General features: G+C 58.6%; 19 protein-coding genes and 2 pseudogenes. 13 read left to right on the top strand and 8 right to left on the bottom strand.

What is annotated here, in order from left to right:
- Positions 1-71: 71 nt before the first annotated feature.
- The 8 genes and pseudogenes from AB4048_RS25275 to AB4048_RS25310 form a co-directional block, all read left to right on the top strand.
- Positions 72-713, top strand: a pseudogene (locus tag AB4048_RS25275) (transposase); the annotation flags it as partial.
- Between the two features lie 66 nt (positions 714-779).
- A pseudogene (locus tag AB4048_RS25280) lies at positions 780-1,664 on the top strand (IS3 family transposase).
- Between the two features lie 39 nt (positions 1,665-1,703).
- A complete protein-coding gene (locus tag AB4048_RS25285) occupies positions 1,704-1,913 on the top strand; it encodes a cold-shock protein (protein ID WP_442204739.1) in 210 nt (69 codons plus the stop codon).
- A 123-nt stretch (positions 1,914-2,036) separates the two neighbouring features.
- Positions 2,037-2,228 (top strand): hypothetical protein, encoded by a 192-nt coding sequence (locus tag AB4048_RS25290; protein ID WP_442204740.1) that lies wholly within the window; start codon positions 2,037-2,039, stop codon positions 2,226-2,228.
- A gap of 697 nt (positions 2,229-2,925) precedes the next feature.
- Positions 2,926-3,186, top strand: coding sequence for a hypothetical protein (locus AB4048_RS25295; RefSeq protein ID WP_442204741.1), 261 nt, complete (start codon positions 2,926-2,928; stop codon positions 3,184-3,186).
- Between the two features lie 67 nt (positions 3,187-3,253).
- On the top strand, positions 3,254-4,261 hold the full coding sequence (locus AB4048_RS25300; protein ID WP_442204742.1) for a sensor histidine kinase: 1,008 nt from the start codon (positions 3,254-3,256) through the stop codon (positions 4,259-4,261).
- A gap of 651 nt (positions 4,262-4,912) precedes the next feature.
- Positions 4,913-5,326 carry a hypothetical protein gene (locus tag AB4048_RS25305; protein WP_442204743.1) on the top strand — a complete coding sequence of 138 codons (414 nt, stop codon included), beginning with the start codon at positions 4,913-4,915 and terminating at the stop codon, positions 5,324-5,326.
- A gap of 63 nt (positions 5,327-5,389) precedes the next feature.
- Positions 5,390-5,527: a hypothetical protein gene (locus AB4048_RS25310; RefSeq protein WP_442204744.1), complete on the top strand. Its 138-nt coding sequence runs from the start codon at positions 5,390-5,392 to the stop codon at positions 5,525-5,527.
- Here AB4048_RS25310 and AB4048_RS25315 read toward each other — a convergent pair.
- The gene (locus AB4048_RS25315; RefSeq protein ID WP_442204745.1) at positions 5,517-6,542 is read right to left on the bottom strand and encodes a helix-turn-helix domain-containing protein; all 1,026 of its coding nucleotides are present in this window, start codon (positions 6,540-6,542) and stop codon (positions 5,517-5,519) included. The two genes, AB4048_RS25310 and AB4048_RS25315, sit on opposite strands and share 11 nt — an antisense overlap.
- Before the next feature lie 123 nt (positions 6,543-6,665).
- On the bottom strand, positions 6,666-7,145 hold the full coding sequence (locus tag AB4048_RS25320; RefSeq protein WP_442204746.1) for a DUF1269 domain-containing protein: 480 nt from the start codon (positions 7,143-7,145) through the stop codon (positions 6,666-6,668).
- A gap of 344 nt (positions 7,146-7,489) precedes the next feature.
- On the opposite strand from AB4048_RS25320, the gene AB4048_RS25325 reads away from it, so the two are divergent.
- Together AB4048_RS25325 and AB4048_RS25330 are read left to right on the top strand one after the other, a co-directional pair.
- A complete protein-coding gene (locus tag AB4048_RS25325) occupies positions 7,490-8,818 on the top strand; it encodes an MFS transporter (RefSeq protein WP_442204747.1) in 1,329 nt (442 codons plus the stop codon).
- Complete coding sequence (locus tag AB4048_RS25330; RefSeq protein ID WP_442204748.1) at positions 8,805-9,284, top strand: hypothetical protein; 480 nt, start codon at positions 8,805-8,807, stop codon at positions 9,282-9,284. Before AB4048_RS25325 ends, AB4048_RS25330 begins: the two co-directional genes overlap by 14 nt.
- Before the next feature lie 55 nt (positions 9,285-9,339).
- On the opposite strand, the gene AB4048_RS25335 is transcribed toward AB4048_RS25330, so the two are convergent.
- Complete coding sequence (locus AB4048_RS25335; protein ID WP_442204749.1) at positions 9,340-10,236, bottom strand: LysR family transcriptional regulator; 897 nt, start codon at positions 10,234-10,236, stop codon at positions 9,340-9,342.
- 104 nt (positions 10,237-10,340) lie between these two features.
- Between AB4048_RS25335 and AB4048_RS25340 the strand changes: the two genes are divergently transcribed.
- The 3 genes from AB4048_RS25340 (at position 10,341) to AB4048_RS25350 (ending at position 14,703) form a co-directional block, all read left to right on the top strand.
- On the top strand, positions 10,341-11,081 hold the full coding sequence (locus tag AB4048_RS25340) for an SDR family NAD(P)-dependent oxidoreductase (protein ID WP_442204750.1): 741 nt from the start codon (positions 10,341-10,343) through the stop codon (positions 11,079-11,081).
- 1,007 nt (positions 11,082-12,088) lie between these two features.
- A complete protein-coding gene (locus tag AB4048_RS25345) occupies positions 12,089-13,957 on the top strand; it encodes an adenylate/guanylate cyclase domain-containing protein (protein WP_442204751.1) in 1,869 nt (622 codons plus the stop codon).
- Positions 13,958-14,523: 566 nt separating this feature from the next.
- On the top strand, positions 14,524-14,703 hold the full coding sequence (locus tag AB4048_RS25350; RefSeq protein ID WP_442204772.1) for a BA14K family protein: 180 nt from the start codon (positions 14,524-14,526) through the stop codon (positions 14,701-14,703).
- A gap of 954 nt (positions 14,704-15,657) precedes the next feature.
- On the opposite strand, the gene AB4048_RS25355 is transcribed toward AB4048_RS25350, so the two are convergent.
- The 5 genes from AB4048_RS25355 to AB4048_RS25375 form a co-directional block, all read right to left on the bottom strand.
- A complete protein-coding gene (locus AB4048_RS25355) occupies positions 15,658-16,278 on the bottom strand; it encodes a DUF1684 domain-containing protein (RefSeq protein WP_442204752.1) in 621 nt (206 codons plus the stop codon).
- Between the two features lie 129 nt (positions 16,279-16,407).
- The gene (locus AB4048_RS25360; protein WP_442204753.1) at positions 16,408-16,626 is read right to left on the bottom strand and encodes a hypothetical protein; all 219 of its coding nucleotides are present in this window, start codon (positions 16,624-16,626) and stop codon (positions 16,408-16,410) included.
- 379 nt (positions 16,627-17,005) lie between these two features.
- Positions 17,006-17,755, bottom strand: a complete 750-nt coding sequence (locus AB4048_RS25365; protein ID WP_442204754.1) for a ribonuclease activity regulator RraA — start codon at positions 17,753-17,755, stop codon at positions 17,006-17,008.
- Positions 17,756-17,776: 21 nt separating this feature from the next.
- The gene (locus AB4048_RS25370) at positions 17,777-18,940 is read right to left on the bottom strand and encodes a mandelate racemase/muconate lactonizing enzyme family protein (protein WP_442204755.1); all 1,164 of its coding nucleotides are present in this window, start codon (positions 18,938-18,940) and stop codon (positions 17,777-17,779) included.
- A 33-nt stretch (positions 18,941-18,973) separates the two neighbouring features.
- A complete protein-coding gene (locus tag AB4048_RS25375) occupies positions 18,974-20,071 on the bottom strand; it encodes an ABC transporter ATP-binding protein (protein WP_442204756.1) in 1,098 nt (365 codons plus the stop codon).
- Positions 20,072-20,073 lie beyond the last annotated feature (2 nt).

Genomic DNA, 20,073 nt, shown 5'->3' on the forward strand with positions numbered 1-20,073 from the left:
GTGCGCGGATATTTGTAGACGTTTGGAATCATTGATGATTCAATACCTTCGTCGGAAGATTGAGGTGCGCGATGAGCCGTCGCCGGATAGGACAGGAAGCATTCGGATTTGCCGATGATCGGGGATCGTCATCTTCTCTTGATGATCTCAGCCGGCTGATTGATTGGGGCCCGGTCGACGAAGCGCTCAGCGTTATATCGTGCGCGGTCAAAGGAGAGCCCGCCTGGCCACCATTGGCTCTATTCAAGGCGGTGCTTTTGTCGATCTGGTATGACCTGTCGGACGTGAAGCTCGCTGAAGCTCTGGATGATCGCGCCTCGTTCCGGCGGTTTTGCGGGTTCGCCCGGTCGGAACCGACACCGGAGCGTACTGCCTTCGTGCGGTTTCGCCGGAGCCTTGTTGCTCACGGTCTGGATAAGCCTCTGTTCGACRCGATCACCGGCCAGCTCAAGGCCAGGGCAATCCGGGTGAAGACCGGCACGCTTGTCGATGCGACGATTATTGCTTCGGCAAGTGAAGATGATGGTGAGGGTCACTGGGTCAAGCATAAGGGCCGCCCCGCTGTTCATGGCTTCAAGGCCCATGTCGGGGCCGACGCCGATACGGCTCTCGTCGAGGAGATTGCCGTCACACCCGCCAATATCAACGATGGCAAAGCCGGTCCTGATGCGCTACCCGACGATCCCGGCGAAGTGTTTGCCGATAGCGCCTATCGCGGCGATCATTTCGGCAATGCCGTGCGGGCGAAAGGCGGAACACCACGCATTGTCGCCACCGGAATGTGGGGACGGGACGAAGTCGAAGTCAGCGAAGAGTTTAAGCGTGACGCGGTGCGTCAGATCACGGAACGGGGCTATCCCGTTTCCGAAGTTTCGCAGCGTCTGGGTGTCAGCCAGCATTCGCTTTATGAGTGGAAGAAGAAGTTTTCGTCGGGGTCTGGCAATCAGGGAAACGACCAGGTCGAGGAGATCAGGCGGCTCAAGAAGGAGCTGGCCCGGATGACCGAGGAGCGCGACATCCTAAAAAAAGCGGCCGCGTATTTCGCCAGGGATGCAAAGTGAAGTACGCGTTCGTTGCCCAGCATCAACAGCGGTTTTCGGTGCGGACGATGTGCCGCCTGTTGCACATCCACCCCAGCGGCTTCTATGCCTGGCTACGGATGCCGTTGAGCAAACGCGCCTGCGAGGACAAGCGGCAGATCGATCTGCTTCAGACGGCTTGGGAAGGTTTCGCCTATTTGGCCGTTGTCATCGACCTCTTCTCCCGTCGCGTCATCGGCTGGTCGATGCAGAGCCGACAGACTACGGATGTCGTGCTGCAAGCTTTGCTGATGGCTGTCTGGCGGCGCAAGCCAAAGGAAAAGGTTCTGGTGCACTCAGACCAGGGATCACAGTTCACCAGCATGGATTGGGCATCGTTCCTGGAGCACCACAATCTGGTTCACTCGATGAGCCGGCGCGGGAACTGCCATGACAATGCCGTGGCTGAAAGCTTCTTCAATCTGTTGAAGCGAGAGCGGATACGCCGGAAGGTCTACCGCTCAAGAGACGACGCCAGGCAGGATGTGTTCAACTACATCGAGATGTTCTACAAACCCGAAGCGCAAACATGTCAGAAACGGAATGCTGTCGCCCGTCGAGTTCGAAAGGCAGCAGAAAACGTAACCCGAGGGTGTCTACGAAACTCGGGGCTATTCATTCATCATGACCACAGGCACAGTAAAATGGTTCAATTCCACCAAAGGCTTCGGCTTCATTCTGCCTGACAACGGCGGCGCTGACGCCTTCGTTCACATCTCGGCCGTCGAACGCGCCGGAATGCGCGAAATCGTCGAAGGCCAGAAGGTCGGCTACGACCTAGAGCGCGACAACAAGTCGGGCAAGATGTCCGCCTGCAACCTGCAGGCTGCGTAATCACGAACTTGCTCATCCCTTTGACCACGGATGTACTGGCACTGGGAAAGCACTTTGATCTTGAGGCCGGGCACCACTGCCCGGCCTTTTTCGTTTTGCGCCGTCACATATGAGAGGTGCCACATGGCCCAGACCTACAGCAGATCTCGTCAGCAGGCCGAGGCCGCATTCGGCAATCTTCAGTCGCAGTTCGTCGCCCGCCACCAGGCTGTCGAGCAAGTTGACATCGTCGAACAGGCTCGCCAAGCCAAGACACAGCGACTTCGCGAGGCGAGGCTCGCAAGAGACGCCGAGACCGACACGGTTCGGGCCTAGTAATTGCAGCTTCCGGCAGGGGAACATCATCCCGCGCCGATCGCCGTCCGCGCCCAGTAACTCGCCCGATGCTACGACGTCTCGCGACAAACCGGACGAGCCCACCAAGAGGGTTGTCGTGCAGGACCCTTGTCTATGCGACCTCGAATAGCTCTATGTTAGATTGCTAGACCTCTTCACGTCTGCTTGTTTGCACATGGGGCGACCCTGCTCCCGGAACAATGATGGCCAAACGAGGTTCATTCCCCAACCCGGAGAAGACCGCATGGCAAACAACGAAGACGATCCCCGCGGGACATCCGAGAAGACCACTCAGTACCATGGGCAGGGGCGTCGCGGAGCGCGCGGGGGCAAGGCTCGCTCGGCTTGGGCCGTGGCTATCGCGGCAATCTTTCTCATCGGAGTGGGTGCGTGGGTTCTTCCGCATCCGCACACCGCTAGCGATCCCGCACCAGGCGGTCCGTCGGGCAACGGAGGGGTTGCGACCGCACCGGCGGGCTGACGCAATGAAAGCTGGTTTTTGCCCTCTAATACAGCGGGAACCGAGCTGGGTTCGGAAGTTCTCGAAGCATCGCGCGCGATAAGATCACGTGACCCCCAAGGCGCGCAGTCCTTGTCGTCGAAGACGAGGCGCTTCTGTTGATGATGGCGGTCGACGCAAGCGAGGCCGTCGGACTCGAATTGGTCCAGGCAACGCATGCGGACGAAGCAGTTCTTATCAGAAAGGATCGACTTCGCCGTCGCTTTGACGGACGCCGAGATGCCGCACGATGACAGTGCTGGTGCTTGCCGCCTTAATCGATATACGACGGCCGAGCATGGGGATAATCGTTTCGGGGATGGTGGTCAGCCGGAACGCGATCCCGAGCGTGGCGAGTTCTTCTCCAAGCCGTTTACAACGTCGACGATCTCGCCCACCACATGCTTCGTTCAGACCATTTCACGCGGCCTCGGTTAATCATCCCTATATAGAGGGGGTGGCAGTCGGCAGAGAGATCGCCCTCCTCAAGACGGGATCGAAAACGGTGACAGACAACGAGCCCCTCGACCAGCCCGAGTGGACCTCCAATCAGCTACGTAGCGCCATCAAGGCAGCGGGCGTCGCGCTCTGGACGTGGAACGTGGATGACGACGCGTTCCTGATGGACGCCAAGGGCTACGAACTTTGGAGAGTGTCCAGGGGCAGCTCCCTGACGTTCGAGCATCTTTCCGCCAAGATACATCCGGCCGACCGCGACAGGGTTCGGTCTGCGTTCGTCGCAACACGTGCGATCGCCGGCCCATATGAGATTGACTTCCGTATTTTGACGGAAGCCTCCGACGTGCGCTGGATATCCGCTCGAGGGCAGGGCGAGGACGCCGACATAGCCGACCGGAAGATGACCGGCATCTTTCTGGATGTTACCGGCCGCAAACAGGCCGAAGAGGGACACGAGCTGCTCGCCGGCGAAATGAGCCATAGGGTCAAGAACCTGCTGGCGCTTGCTTCGGGCCTGACCCTCATTACCTCCCGTTCGACAACCTCGAAGGAGGAGATGGTCGTGCAGCTCACGCAACGCCTGACGGCGCTCGGGCGCGCGCACGATCTTGTCAGGCCGCTCAAGGACGGACAGGGAAGTGCAGCGCTACTTGGAGACCTCTTTACCGTTCTGCTGGCGCCTTACGAGGACGAAGGGGCATTTGCCGGACGCATCCGCGTCGCCGTTCCACGGATGGGCGTCGGCGAGACGTCGGCAACGAGCCTCGCCCTTGTCATTCACGAATTGGCCACGAACTCCCTCAAGTATGGCGCGCTGTCGGTCGAAACGGGAACGTTGGACATCGCCGGTATTCTTGCCAACGGCGAGGTCAAGATTGCCTGGACCGAGCAGGGCGGACCGGAAGTCGAGGCTCCCGCGGATCCAAGCGGTTACGGCAGCAAGCTCCTTCAACGCGCAGTGACTGGTCAGCTCGACGGTTCGATCGCCTACGACTGGACCAGGAGTGGCCTCCTGATATCGCTAAGCCTGAAGGAAAGCCGGCTGTCGCAATGATGGACCTCGCTCTCCACTCTAATGTCGGAAGGAAGGCGGGTCATTCAATGAGAGTGTCATCCGACCGCTTTCCGTCAAGACGCCTATCTTGTCTTCAAGCGTCGAATTCCTATCTCGAGTCCGAAACCTCGACCTGGGAGCCCGAGATGGAAGACCTTACCCTCGCCAGCATGTTTTACGAACGCGTGGTCGAAATCATTCCCCCCGAGCAGGTAGACCGTTCACGGGAAGATACGTCGACCTGCCTTTGTTGCGGACGGCGTTCGCGGTTGGACGAAGACGGCTGCGGCATTTGCGAAGAGTGCCTCGCTCCGTAAAGGACTCTCCGGTCTCGATCCCGGTATAGGCCTTGAGCATCGGCCTCTCCTCCCTCGCGACTATGGATTGCTCCTTCGATCTCCGGGCTCGGGCGGGTCGTTTCTCATTCTGAACTCGAAGGTCCCATGCGCCTTTGCGATCTCCGATGCTATGTGGAGCCCTAGCCCCAGGCCATGCCTGCTGTCCCTGGCTGCGTCCTCCTCCTCGTCCAACTAAGCCGCCTAGCGCAGCAAGAAGTTCACTTCGTAGTCCTCGCTTGGTCCAATGCGGTCGCCGGAGGCTTGCCGTACGAGGACACCACCCCACTTTACCCGTGAATGCTAGGAGGAACCAATGCCACCACGTAAGCCCGCTAAATCCGCTACCCTCGAAACCATCGGTGCGAAGATCGCCAGTCCTGTACCCAAGGGCATCGTCGATACCGCGACGGGAGAAGTCGGCGTCCCAGTCAAGCCCGACTATGATCCTCGCGAAGAACTCGGCGCCCTCCGCAAGCAGCTTGAAACTTTGCAGAAGCAGATGTCGGATGCCGCCCAAAGTATTAAGGGTGGCGCCCGCGAGGCTGCGAGGCAGACCGAGGCGACTGTGAAGATGTATCCTGTTTCGACCATGGTCGCGGTCGCAGCCGCGGTGGGGGCAATCGCCTTCGCTTTCGCTGGGTCCCGCTCGGCGCCGCCACGGTCGCGATACGACCGCGCGCTCGACGAGATGCGCGATCTGTACGACAGGGTCCGAGACCGGATCTAGGTTCATTCAGGATTGAGAATAAGGTAATTCTCCACGCTTGACCTGCAAGCGAGGGGAAAACGCATGCTCGAAATGATCATCAATAATAGCCTCGACATCGTCGATCGCACCGATCGCCTGATCGATGCGACGAGGCGACTGCCGGGGGCAGGGATCGACGAGATCGAGGCCTACCGGCTTCACGTTGAAATCAAAAGCTGACGGAGCCGCGAAGAAAATCTCCAAAAGTTCCCGCTGCTAAAGATGGTTGCAAGTGGCTTGGCAATGGCATTGGATCGCCCCTGGCAGCGGCCGACCGAATGTCACTTGGGGTGGAACCAAACTCATGTCGAAAGGCTCGAGCGAAGGTCGATGCATCCACAAAGCACAAATCCTCGCTAATGCTTTGTATCGACTGCTGATTTAAGGCGTTTGACAACATCGCATAGGCGCTCAACAATCGTTGACGCTGAATGTAATGCACAATTCCTCCGCTATACTCGAACAGACGATAGAGGCTGGACCTGGACATACCAACCATTTTGCAAAGCATGTCAGGTTTGAGCGATGGTGAACTTAGATGAGCGCGAACCGCGCGGCGCACACGTTCGGTAAGAAAACCGGTCATTTCTTCGCCGGCTCGCTCCATCTGTTCGGCCGACGGTGCCAGGCACGCAGCAATCATGTTGCGGACCGCGACACTCATACGAGGCCGGACATCAGGCGCCATAGTTGTGAGCCATCCCTCCAGTGCGATCATGTACTCTCCAAGGATTATTCCCATTGGCGTATCAAGGACGGAGCCGCGCGACGCGTCCAACTGCCGTCCGATTTCCTGAAACGAATCGCGCGGCAAAAGTATTTGAATCCGCTCCACCTGCGTGCGTTCACTCAAGGACGTATCGCCGAGCGACCATATGAATGGGATTCGGGGCGGGGCTTTCAGCAAGGCGCCGCGCGTCTCTATCGTGGTCACCCCGCTTTTGCAGCAACTCAAGACCCAATGGTCGACAGGGGCTTTGGCAATATTGGTCTTAGTCCTTTTAACAAAAACCGGTGGCGCAGAAACGCGACTTACGACCAATTCCCCAAGGCTCCAAACCTTGTTCAATGCCTGAAAACCGTCGCGTGAACCCTCCTTGGGAGCTATGTCCAACACCGGCGAAAACCATTGACGCCACGCCTCGAACTGATCCGCCACAGGAAGATCTATGGTCGAAAAATCGGTCGGCATCATCAAGACCCTTCCTTATTGACCCATCCCAGTATGCGCTAGGTATGCTATGTTTGAAAGTCAGTCTTGGGAACGGGCGGCGTCGCCTTACATTCTAGGGGCCTTGCCCGCTATCTACCCAATACTTTATCGGCCGCGCTCCGCGGCGTTCGATAGTGCATCGCGAAGTGCTTGGCCCTTGTTCTCGTCGAGCGACGTCTTCAACACAACGCCACCGAAACTCTTGATCTCTTTCAGAAGCCTGTCGGTAGTCATCAACTTGAAAAGCAGGAAGAGGGCGCCGGTGCCTGGCCGCAGTTTGGCAATCAATTTTCTTTTGAACGAGCCACTCAGACCAGCATCGGCCAAGGCGCGGGCATATGGGCCGGGAAGACCGTCCGAGGCCATGCAAAGCGGACCGAGAAAAAGAGCGCCGATCAACAGCCCCCAAAAACTATCGGAGATCGCTCCATCGGCATCCGCGTGCACGAACTTCTCTAATCGTATGCTGCCGCTGTCGGCTAGATTCGCGACAACGGCATCGTCCAGCGCAGTCAGATACGCCTTCTGAAGTTCGATCAGACGACCGCGAACTTCTTCGGCGCGGGCAGCCGTGGGATAAATCATAACTATGAGGTCCGACATGACGGCAGCACTATCAGTATGACAGGTACCGGCTCACACTAGGGCGCTGCACGTTAGAAAGAACTAGCCGAGAATCTCAAAGCTATGCACCGCATCTCTTTCTCCATCGAGGCCGCCACATCCTGGCCCGGCTACCTTCTCGCGCGGTCCGGACGAATTCCCGCTGCCGCCGGGCTGGAACATGAACGTCGGCGCCGGCTGACGCCTCGGCATCCGCTTCAAAGGGGCGCCGGACACGCAGAAATATCTCGCCTTGCCAAGGCTTTCGCCTCTGTCTTTAATCTTCCCCACTGAAGATCGCGCCCTCTAAAGCCGACTACCCCAGTATGGAAAAAATCAGGCGAACCAGTTCGAGTGTCTACCGGAAGATCGGATGGCGTCTGCTGCCGTTTCTCCTCCTATGTTACATTTTCGCGCAGCTCACCCGCTTCAACCTGAGCTTCGTCAAGCAGCAATTTGCCGATGACCTGGCGATCACCGACGCGGTCTTTGGTATCGCCGCCAGCGTCTTCTATGTCGGGTACGTCCTTTTCCAGGTGCCGATCGGCCTGCTTCTGGGGCGTTTCGGGGTCAGACGGACCCTTCTCTGCATCATGGTTGTCTGGGGAGCGGCAGCGTCGCTGATGGCGCTCGCCCGAAGCGGAAACGAGGTTTACCTGCTTCGGTTCATGCTGGGCGCCGCTCAGGGCGCGTTCTTTCCCACCGTTATTTACTACCTGAGTTGTTGGTTTCCGGATCGTCTTCGTGGCCGAATCAACACCCTCTTCACCAGCGCCTTGCCGTTGGGAACCATCATCGGTGGACCGCTGGCGGGCTGGATCTTGGGTGGCATGCACGATCATCATGGCTTGCGGGGATGGCAATGGCTCTTTCTGCTGGAGGGATTGCCCGTCATCCTCCTTGGGATCGTTGCCTTCGCCTTTCTTGCGGATATCCCCCAATCGGCGTCCTGGCTGGACGCCCGCGAAAGGCGCTTGGTCCTGGCCGAGAGACAGGCTGAGCGCGCAAACCGAGCCACGGATGCTCCACCACGCCCGCGGAATGCCCTGCCTATTGCAACAGCATGGCTACTCGGATTGATCTATTTCGGTTATTTTTGCGCGCTCAACGCGTTGATCTTGTGGGGACCTTCTTTACTCCGGATGTCGGGCGTCGAGAGTATCGCTTTGATCGGTTGGATCAGCGGGCTTTCGGCCCTGATCGCGACCATCGGCATGCTCTTGATGGGGTTGAGTTCCGATCGCTTGAGGGAGCGTCGGTGGCATGTCGGAATGGCCGGTCTTGCCGCAGCCGCCTGCCTCCTCCTGCTGCCGCTCGGATCGGATAGCATCGCGACGACCACCAGCTTGCTGACGATAGCGGGGACCATGCTCTACGGCATTTTAGGATTGTTCTGGACAATTCCCACCGCCCATCTGCCCCCCGATTCCAGGGCGGGCGGGCTCGCCCTCATCAACATGTGCGGCGTATGCGGCGGGATCGTAAGCCCCGCGTTAGTCGGCTGGCTCAAAGTAGCGACAGGAAGTTTGTACAACGGGGTGAGCGTCGTCGCTATCCTATTGGCGCTAAGCATGGCGGCACTGCTAGCTTTCGAGCCCCTGTGCAAACCGGAATTCATGCCGGAGACCGGAGACGGCCCTGGTGAACCGGGTTGAGCATTTCCCGGGTAAGACACGCTTCAACGACCCTGCATGGATCGACCTTGGCCTTTCCGATCAGCCGCAACTTGCAGCGGTTCATCTCGACCTTCTGAAGGCCGCGAAATCTCTTCGTCGCCCCGCATCACAAACACCCGCCGTTTGCATTCATGGCGCAGGGGAAACTCGTCAGCGACGACATTGCCTGATCTACAACGGCAATGTGGGTCGTTCATTCACAGCCAATAACGTGACAACTCCCAGCCGCCCAATGGCTGATTTTGCATCCCTTTACAACGCTGCTGTCGAGGCAGCGTGCGCTGGCGTACCAAACGCCTGTATAGCCAATCTGGGCATCCACCCGGCTCAGTCTTTTGGCGTGTGCGGAACTGCCGCGCTGCTTCGTCTTCGAACAAAGACGCTTTATCCGCCAAGTAGTCTTTGCGGTCCCGACACGCGCCCTGATCGGGGCATAACATTCTGAAACGGATGGCCGCTGCCTCCGACAGGTGAGTGTCCAGATCAATCCGCGTAGGTCATCAACGCAAGGTGGGATTCGCGGTAAGTAATTGTTGCTCCAGAAAGTCGACGAATGCGATGACCCGCTGGTTGAGCAGGTGTCCTGTCGTCACGGCATACAGGTTCGCCTCGCCGACCGAAAATACATCAAGCGCGGTTATGAGCTGGCCGGCACTCAATTCCCTCCGGATACCCAAGGCACCTCGCCTGATGACCCCTCGTCCCGCAAGGGCCCATTCGCGGAGGGGCGCGCTGTCGTTGGCAACGCGATCTCCTTGGACGCGGACCGAGATCGGCTTGCCTTCAACCAGAAAAGGCCAGGCGGCGGACGGAGCGTCGGGGCGTGCGTGTACGAGGCAGTTGTGTTGCGTCAGATCATCCGGCTTCTGGGGGACACCTCGCTCATTCCAGTAGGCCGGCGATGCGCACACGACTCTGCTGCCTCGCAGCAGCAAACGCGCCATCAGGGTCGAGTCAGTTAGAGGGCCGAAGCGCAGGGCGACATCGACATCATGCCCGACCAACTCGACGACCTCGTCCGCGAAATGCAGTGTGATCTTCACAGCCGGATGTTCGAGTAGAAACCGGTCAACAATCAGCGCTAGTCCGTCCCGGCTAAATTCCTGCGGAGCGGTGATCTTGATCGGTCCCCGCAATGGCCCATTGCGCGCACCTACAATCGCCGCATCCCAGTCGGCCAAGATGCGCCGCGAATCCGCAAGGAATTGCTGCCCCTCGTGGGTGAAGGACAGGCGCCTCGTCGACCGGGTGATGAGGCTCGCGCCGGCGCGCTCCTCGAGTTGCTGCAGCGCGACCGTGACCGTGGACGTAGCCACGGACCCCAGACGAGCCGCCGCGGACAGGCTGCCGGTCTCAGCAATGCTGACGAAAAGGCGCAAGGCCTCGATCGTGTCCATTTCTCGCGATTCCCGAAAGGTGCTTTTGAACCGGGAATCCTTATCATGGGCGGCGAAACAAACAATATCTTGGCTTCACCACCTTGGTCCCCCGACCGCATGCCATGCGGAACCGCACCCAGGATATTTTATGGAAAGACAAGATCATGGCTAAAGTTGTTATCGTCACCGGCGCTTCACAGGGCATCGGCGCTGAAATCGTCAAGGCGTTCCGGAAGCTCGACTACCGCATTGTGGCGACCTCGCGCACGATCGCGCCGTCGGAAGATCCGAACATCCTGACCGTCGTTGGAGATATCGGTGATCCCGCGACCGCCCAGCACATCATTTCGGAAGCTGTCGCGCAGTTTGGCCGCGTCGACACTCTGGTGAACAACGCCGGCATCTACATCGGCAAGCCTTTCACCGACAACAGCGTTGAAGACTATAACGCCGTCATGAACGTGAACATGGCTGGCTTTTTCCACATCACCAAGCTGGCCATCGCGGAAATGGAAAAGCATTCGAGCGGCCACGTGGTCAATATTACCGGCAGCATCGACAACGGTATTAGCGGGGGGCATATGGCGTTGGCAGCGCTCACCAAGGGTGGCCTGAACGCCGTCACACGTGTGCTGGCGATTGAATATGCCAAGAAGGGTATACGCGTGAACGCGGTCGCGCCGGGCGTCACTAAGACACCGATGCATCCTGAGGAACATCACGAAATGCTGGGCACTTTCCATCCGCTGGGCCGCATGGGCGAAGCGGGCGAAGTCGCCAGCGCCGTCGTGTTCCTGGATTCCGCAGAGTTCGTCACGGGCGAAATCCTGCACGTCGACGGCGGCCAGAGCGCCGGTCGCTGAGCGACGCCAATGGCCCCTTTGCGGCTATTGCGAAGGGCTCAATTGGTCTCTCCTGTGTAGGGCAACTGGTATTTCCCAGATCCGCTCACCCCATGCAAACACTGACTTTCCGTGCGCTTCAGCCCGACTTTCGCAATAGGACAACTTCCGCGGCCGGGCCCTCTGCCTGAAACGCCGAACAATGCATCGCCACCGATGCCGTTTGGGTTCAGGTCGGCATTTTTTCGGAACGCGCTAGGAAACTATATGCCTACAACATCAACCCCGGCGGCGGCGCAACAATCCTCCCCGTCTCGATGAACCGTTTCAAGACCGGGCTTGCTTGGCATTGGCTTTCGCGTCTCCGGCATCCGCCAGCGACGCCAAATCTCCGATCATCGGTCGTCATTTGTTGGATGGAGGGGAGTGAGGTCTGTCATATCCGTTCGATACGGGCGAGATACGCGCCGCGCACCAGGAGCGCGTCGAAACTGTCCGTCCCAGCGATAGTCCGCGTAGAAAAGAGCAAGGTTGCACTCCCCCGAATTAACGCTCCGATTATAATTTTGACCGTATAAGTCAGGTTAAGTGGTCAGCCCAGCGCCCATCAGATTGGCGTCTCGCACGGTTTTTCGGCACAGCTATGCCGCCATTTGTGCCGAAGCTTTCGGCCGCTGAACATTTTCCATGACTTCCACATACTTCATCCCCTTAGAAAGAGGATCATGCGCCGCATGTTTGGTGAAAGCTCCAGCGGTCTAGTAGCAGGCTGCCGGACGAGCGTAACGCATCGACGTCGGGGCCGGCAGCGAGCGACGAGGGCAGAGGCAGTCGAAACCTAGTGGGGGGTGGAGTCGGCAGCCGCAGAATGAATAGGGCGTGAACTTATAAACGCCCCTGAATGCCTGTTCGGAATCACCAATGTCGCAGACAGCAGAAATCGACGAGATTGACCCGAGCGGACTCGTCATTGCTTAAGATTAGACCTACAATTTCAGGCCGCGTCGTAGCTGTTAGGACAGCCTGCAATGGAACGCCGACTAGCCGCTATTCTTGTGGCCGATGTAGTCGGCTATAGCCGCCTCATGGAGAAGGATGAGGTGGGGACGTTCGAGCGTTGGGCCATCTATCGCAAAGAACTTTTCGAGCCGGAGATCGCCAAACACCAGGGTCGGATTTTCAAACTGGTGGGCGACGCCTTGCTGGCCGAGTTCGCCAGCGTCGTCGATGCAGTCGAGTGCGCAGTCGCTCTGCAGGGCGCAATGGGCGAGCGAAACTCAGGTTTCGCTAAGGATCGTCGTATTGACGTGCGCATTGGCATCAATCTCGGTGACGTGATTGTCGAAGGCGAGGATCGGCACGGCGATGGCGTTAATATTGCGGCGAGGCTACAAGAGCTTGCCGAGCCAGGTGGCATTGCGGTTTCCCGGACCGTCGTCAACCACGTGAGAAACAAGCTAGAGCAGCGATTCGACCCGCTTGGCGTCCAACGAGTCAAGAATATCACTGAACCCATTGGGGTTTACCGCTGGGTGGCCGGCGCGCCTGCCCAGAAACAAAATGTCGCTTGGCGGTTTTTGCGAATGGGCGGACAACGCACAAGACTGATTGCAGCGGGGGCGATTTTTCTCCTCCTCGCCGCTGGCGGCGCTACCTACGGGTACCTCCATACGCGAACCCGGCAGCCTATGCACCGGTTGTCGATCGTGGTGCTGCCGTTTAGCAACTTGAGCAACGATCCTGAGCAGGATTATTTCGCCGACGCCGTCACCAACGATCTGACCACCGATTTGTCGCGCATCGAGGATAGCTTTGTCATAGCGCCCAATACGGCACGCAGTTACGCTGGGAAGAATTTGAAAGCCAAGCAGATCGGCAGCGAACTGAACGTACGCTATATTTTGGATGGCAGTCTGCGTCGAACGGGGAACCAGATCCGTATTAACGCCCAGTTGACTGATACAGAAACCGAAACCACCGTGTGGTCGGACCGCTTCGACGGTGATTGGACGAAATCAATCCAGTTGGAGGACGAAATCACTGGGCGCTTGGCGCGCCGACTAGACCTAGAGCTTACCAACGAGGAAAGCCGCCGCGCGCAGGCAGAACGGCCGAACAATCCCGACGCCGTCGATCTCACAATGCGTGCATGGTCGGTGCTCAATCAACCCTATTCCCGCGAACAATTGGAGCAGTCCCGTAGCTTGTTTGAACAGGCACTTCATATCGACGCTGGTCTGCCCAAGGCGCTTGTCGGCCTCTCACAGACATTGGCCACCGAGGTAAACTACCGCTGGAGTGCTGCACCGGAAGAGGCGCTGGCACGAGCTACTGAAGGCGTGAACAGGGTTCTGTCGGCATATCCCGAAGACGCGATGGCTCATTTTGTGAAGGGAGAAATCCTCAGAGCAGGAGGCAAAGAGTTCGCCTCGGCGATCAGCGAATTTAGCGCAGCGATTTTGATCAATCCCAGCCTCGCGCCGGCCTTTGCCTCACTCGGGAACGCAGAAATCCGCGACGGCCGGGCGCAGGAGGCATTTGTGCCGCTGGAAACAGCCATTCGCCTGAGCCCGCGTGATCCGCTGCTAAACGTCTGGTACTTCAATATTTGCCATGCTTACAGCCACTTGGGTCAGGACAATGCGGCCATCGAATGGTGTCGTCGTTCCGTTGAGATCAGTCCCTTTTGGATTTCCTACGTGGACTTGGCGTCTGCGTATGCCTGGACGGGGCGGAAGGAAGAAGCGCAAGCAGCAGTCGGCAAGCTTCTCAAGCTGATGCCGAATTACACAGTCGATCGATGGGCGCATGCGGGATTCTCGAACAATCCGGTGTTTCTGAAGCAATATCAACGGATCATTGAGGGCTTGCGCAAAGCCGGATTGCCTGAGAGCTAACCGTCAAAGACCGCTTTAGCAAAAGCGAAAGGAGTCTGGGCAAACATTCCGGCAAAGAAACCGCAAAGCCTACCCGGCGCGATCTGCCCGCGGCGTTGTGTTGTGACCGCCCCAGCACCCGCTGAGCAGCTCGCCCCGTCTGTCGCATGATTCCGACGCAGTAAATTCGCGCCGCCTTGCCACGGCAGGCCAAGGAATGGGATTTATTCCTCGGGCAGTGAACAAATGCCGGCGAAAGCGAGAGCGCTCCTGTCGCCGGCGCACCGCCCTGCCGGCCCAGTCGCGACTAGCCGGGTGGGATTGCCAACTCCATCCGCTCACAATAGAGATCCGCGACAACGCGACTTGGGTCCGCTGGCGCATTCTCCAGCCCGAAGATCCCGAGATTGTGAAAGTTGATCGTCGCGAGCACCGTCGAGAGATTCGCGTTGAGAAAGGACAGGTTGCCTGATTTCTCATCGGTAGCGCTGGAGTGCCCGCCAATGACGAAACTTTGAAACCAAGCACGCCAGGTGCCTGCAGAGGGCTGGTGGTATCCGGCCGCAGCCCTCACGGCCGGGGTGGTCGTGGGAAGTGCGGTTTCGCGACCCCGGACCGCGCAGCCCGTTCACCGTGCGAGCTCGCCATGGAGAAATAGCCGTCACGTTGCCTGGTGCAGAAATAGATTTCGTACTTTCCGGGTGTCCGACAATACCTTCCAGCCCAATAGCGGACCTCGGCAACAGTGCGTATCCCCGTATTGGTGAATGCAAATCCGATTTTGTCAATCTGCGCGAAGACAAGTCGCGCCGGTCGGAAGCGCCCCATGTCCAGGGCCGGCATTTTACTAAATGCCGAGTCTGATTGCCCATCATGCATTCCTGTACACCGTATGCGGCCCGCCGACCGCCACCCCCGCCTTGTAAATCTGTATGTATCCAGGCTGTGTGGAAACGAAGGTGATCTTGTCCCTCTGGATGATATAAAGGAGAGCGTTTAGATCCGAGCAATGCCGGTAGGATGCTCGAGTACCGATCGCATCAGCCCGGAGACCAAGCGCACGACCCCATTGCGACTTCGTCATTCGCAGCCCTTCATGCTCGACCCAGACATTGATGCGTTGATTGTTAGCTTGTTCCCGCTGCGTCGCCCATCGGATATTACCTGGGCAATAGCTTCCCTCTGGGTCAATCCGGCTTAGAGTGTATTTGCCTTCCGTCGGGTGCGGCGGAGGGCGCTCTCCAATCTCCGCGAGCACATCGTTGTGAAATCTTTCAATTTCGTGCCACTGTTTCCACAGCTCAACACCGGCGCCACCATATCTCCTATAGGCAGGATGCTTCTTGTTATAACATCTGGATTTAATATTATTATGAGCAGCGCTCAGATAGTAGGATGATTTGTTTCGGCCGGGCTCGATCGCGCCACCACCGTGCCCTCCGTTTGCCTTGTCAATGCTAGAGTTCTCAATCTCCGCCATCCACCCACAGCAGCCGCTATAACCGGATAACTTCGCCACTGAACGCCCTGCCTGTGCTCGCCCATAAGTACTATACTCGTGAATTTCATTGGTCGCATTAATTATCAATTTTTCGAGTGCCGTAGCCCACTGTGTGTTCCGTTAAATACAACCGATCCAGCTCGTGAATATCTTTGACAGCCGCCGCAGGCGGGCCTCGACGGCGATGATCACGCGCGACGCGTCTAGAGCGGACGCCTAACTATTTCGCGACTGGGATTCGCTCTCCGACTCGTAGCGCACCTTTTAGTCGATTGCCGGGAGGCGCCAAGGGGCAGACATAGCGAGAAGAATAGGCGCACGAGGGAAAGTAGGCGAAGTTGAAGTCGAGCAGCAACGTACCGTCTGGGCGGACAGCGCCCAGATCCGCCCCCTTGATTGTGTCGAGGAGATACCGGCCACCGCCATATGTCTCAGTCCCTGAGGTGGCGTCAGTGAACGGCAGGAACACGCCACCGCCGTAACCCTCAATCCAGTAGAGAGTCAATTCGGCACCTAAACTGGCCTTCAGCCCCTCGGTGCGGGCGAATGCATGCATCGAGACATCCCCGTCTGCTCCTGTTGGAACGGTTATCGATTCCTGCTCCGTCGGAGCCAGCTGTACTGTCAGGCGGAGCGCAGGATCATAAGGAAATATCGCCGGACCTGCGAATGCCTCGCGATCCGCCGGCTCAATGGGTGACTGAGGATGAGTGCGAAATAGCATGGCGCGGGTGTCGCACCAAAGCCGCCATGCGGCAGCGATGTCCAGACAGGAACGGACCTCGCAGTAAAGGTTGGCGATCTTCTGACGCCATTCCCACAATTCTTCGGCTTCGCTCAACTGACGCCCTCTCTTGTCAACTATTTGCGCCGCCCATGCATCGCAGCTCGTGATAACGTGACACGCCATTTTACTTTAATTATTGGCCAAAAGAAGCCAGCACCGGTTACGCTACCCCGACCCTGCCAATCAGCTGCCCCTTATACGTTTCGGGCCGTTCGAGAACTGTTTCAACCATTCGTCTTCGGTCAGCTCGACCAGCTTGGTCGGCAGCGGTGCGAGGCGATGCGTCACCGAAACCTCAGCCTTGACCGCGACCGATCCATGCATCTTGGCAAGCGTAGCAACAGCGCCTGCAGCAGATGACCACTGGTTCGCGAGCTTGGCTCCCCGAACGATTTCAGGCATTCGTCGGTGACGAATTCAATGTCGATCAGGTGACGCTCACGGAGCGCAATTCCTCGATGCGTTTGACGCCGGCCGCGCTTCGAAGCCTTTACACTCATCCCCGGCCGCAGGACGACGATGCCGCGACCATCTGTCTGTCGATAGTGACCGCGCGCGCTGCCGTCACCGCCCGTTTCATTTGTTCGATGTCCGAATGGACCGAGAGGCGACTTCGGCCGCTTTGTGCCTCCATATCGGCTGTCGTAGTCGGTTTTGCTAAGACCTCAAAGCAGACACTCCCGACGACCATACTGAGGTCGCCGTTGTGCTCCACCCAGCCTTTCCGTTGCATAAAACGGCCGTTGGTATGTCTGCCGCCCGACGACGAATAATCCATGCGTTAACTTCGGTTCTCCAGGCGCTTTGTTTTGCGCCACTCCTCGTATTCCCCGCGGGCATCGTCATGCAACGGATAATAGCGTTGCAACGGCGCGCCTTGCATAAGCTTCTCCCGCGAGAACTCTTCCCAATCGTGATGCTTCTTCGCGTCTTCGATTACCTTCGGGGCCATTGCGACTGGAACCACCACAACCCCGTCATCGTCGGCGACGATGATGTCGCCGGGGATTACCGTGACACCGCCGCAGGCAATCGGAACGTTGACGGCATTGGGATAGATGCTGGTTTGCACATGGTAGTTGGGCGTCCAGCCGCGCAGCCATAGGGGGAGATCTAGCTTCTCGACATTGGGCCGGTCGCGCATGCACCCGTCGATTACGATGCCAGCGCCGCCTCTGCCTTTGAAATACGTCGACATCATATCGCCGAAGACGCCCGAGCTCATGTCGCCCCGCGCGTCGACCACCACTACATCGCCCTCTTGCGCGTGATAGAGGACGTGCCGGTGCAACTGCGTCTCCGGATCGGCATATTCTCCCTCGGTGAAGAGGTCCGGCCGCTGCGGCATGAACTGGAGCGTCAGCGCCGGCCCGACGATCGACTTCCCGCGGTTCTGCGGCACGGGACCGACCATGTGCGGATTGCGGAAGCCCATGTGGCCAAGCGTGCCGGCAACCGTCGCGGCGCCGATTTCCTTCAGTGCGTCGAGGAGGTCTTTGGGCGGCCGCGTTATGTCGAGAGTATGCGTCATTGTAGACTCCGGTGGATGAAACTACCAGTTCGTAACAGAGCCGTCGCGGCGCTTCAGGTGAGGCGCCTCCCAGAAACGAAAGCTCTCCGCCTTGACCGCCTCTTCGTTAACCTCAACGCCGAGCCCCGGCAGATCGCTGACCGGATAGTCGGTGCCGTCAAGCCGTGGTTGCACGGGGAAGAAGTCGGAATTATCGAAACCCAGCCTTGTTTCGGGTGCTCTGGTCTCGAGCCAAGCGAAATTCGGCACCGCTGCGGCGAGATGGATTGTCGCGGCCGTGCAGATTGGGCCAAGGGGATTGTGCGGCATCAGGTCCACATAGTGGGCCTCGCTCCAGCCAGCGACCTTCATCGCTTCAGTGAGCCCGCCAACATTGCAAACATCGAGCCGGTTGAACTGATGGATGCCGCGCTCGATGTAGGGCAGGAACTGCCACTTGCTGGCAAATTCCTCGCCGATGGCGAACGGGATGTCGGTCATCGTGCGCAGGGATTCGTAAGCCTCCGGTGTCTCGTCTCGTATCGGCTCCTCGAGGAAATCAATCGCGCCACGGCCAAGTTTGTTGCAGAAGCTCGCCGCCTCTGCCACCGACAGCCGATGGTGATAGTCGATGCCGAGGACGACGTCGTCGCCAAGCGCCTCGCGCGCCTTGTTTAGCATACTTGCGGTAGCGCCGATCGACTCGCGCGGCTCAAAAATGTCCTTGCTATTTTGCCCGATAGGGAAGAAGCGGATCGCCTGCCACCCCTGTGCACGTAGTTCGCGGGCTCGTTCGATGGCAACGTCGCCCTCGGCCTCGTCACCGGTCGAGGCGAAGGTAGGAATCCGGTCGCGCTGCTTGCCGCCCAGCAGCTCGTAGGCCGGCACCCCCAGCGCCTTGCCCTTGATGTCGTGAAGGGCAATGTCGATAGCGGAAATCGCCGCCTGCAGAACGCGCCCGCCTTCGAAGTATTGGCTGCGATAAACTTCTTGCCAGATCCGACCAATCTGCATCGGGTCGCGGCCGATGAGAAACTCGCGATAATGCTCGATCGCGCCGACCACGGCCTTCTCGCGACCGCTCAGGCCGCTCTCGCCCCATCCGAAGATGCCGTTGTCGGTCTCGACCTTGACGAGCATCTGGTTGCGTGTTCCGACCCATACTGGATAGGGCTTGATAGCGGTGATTTTAAGCTTCGTAGTCATCAACGCCCTCGTTCCACACGTATCAGCTCTGTCTCAGTTGGCCCTGAGGGCCATTTCTGTTTCGCCGTCGAACAGATGCATCCGCTCCTGGTCGAACTCGAGCCAAATCGGCTCGTCGGGCGCGACGGCAATGGTCGGCGGCACGCTGACGTTGACGATGGCGCCGGACAGAAAAGCCTGAACGAAGGTGACGTCTCCGGTCGGCTCCACCGTGTACGCCTTGGCAGGGACGCATCCCGGCATCGCACTTTTGTGCAGCTTGATCGTCGAGTGCCGTGCGCCGAGCACGACTTTCTTGGTTGTTGCCCTCGCGACCTTCTGGGCGTTGCTTGGCGAGAGCTCCAGGCGCCAGCCCTCTGCGCTGGTCAACACAGTGGTCCCGCTTGCCGTTGATGCCTCCAGCGGAACAAGGCTCATCGCCGGGCTGCCGACGAAGCTGGCGACGAACATGTTCACCGGATGGGCAAAGACCTGCGCCGGTGAATCGTATTGCTGCAGGTAGCCGCCGTTCATCACCGCCATCCTGTCGGCCATGGTTACCGCTTCGAGCTGGTCGTGCGTCACGTAGATAATCGTCGCCTTGAGGTCCTGGTGGAAACGCTTGATCTCCGACCGCATCTGCACGCGCAGCTTTGCGTCGAGGTTGGAGAGTGGTTCATCCATAAGGAATACCGCCGGATCGCGAACGAGGGCACGCCCCAGCGCCACGCGCTGCTGTTGCCCGCCCGAAAGTTCGCGTGGCTTGCGCTCGAGCAGCTCCGTCATGTCGAGCACGCTCGCTGCTTCCCTGACCTTCTTGTCGATCTCGTCCCTTGGCAGTTTGCGCATCTGCAGCGGGAACGCAAGATTTTTGTAGACCGATTTCTGCGGATAGAGCGCGTAGTTCTGGAACACCATCGCGATGTCCCGGTCCTTGGGGTCGAGGTCGTTGACCACCCGGTCACCGATGACGATGTCGCCAGATGTGATGGGGATGAGCCCCGCCACAAGATTGAGCGTGGTTGTCTTGCCGCAGCCTGAAGGGCCGACGAGCGCAACGAATTCGCCATCGTTGACCGTCAGCGAAACATTGGTGACAGCTTTGAAGCTGCCATAGGTCTTGACCAGATCTTTGAGGACCACGTGGGCCACCG

This window comes from Rhizobium sp. RAF56 (assembly GCF_052113965.1).
In the GTDB taxonomy this organism is placed as follows: Bacteria; Pseudomonadota; Alphaproteobacteria; order Rhizobiales; family Rhizobiaceae; genus Rhizobium.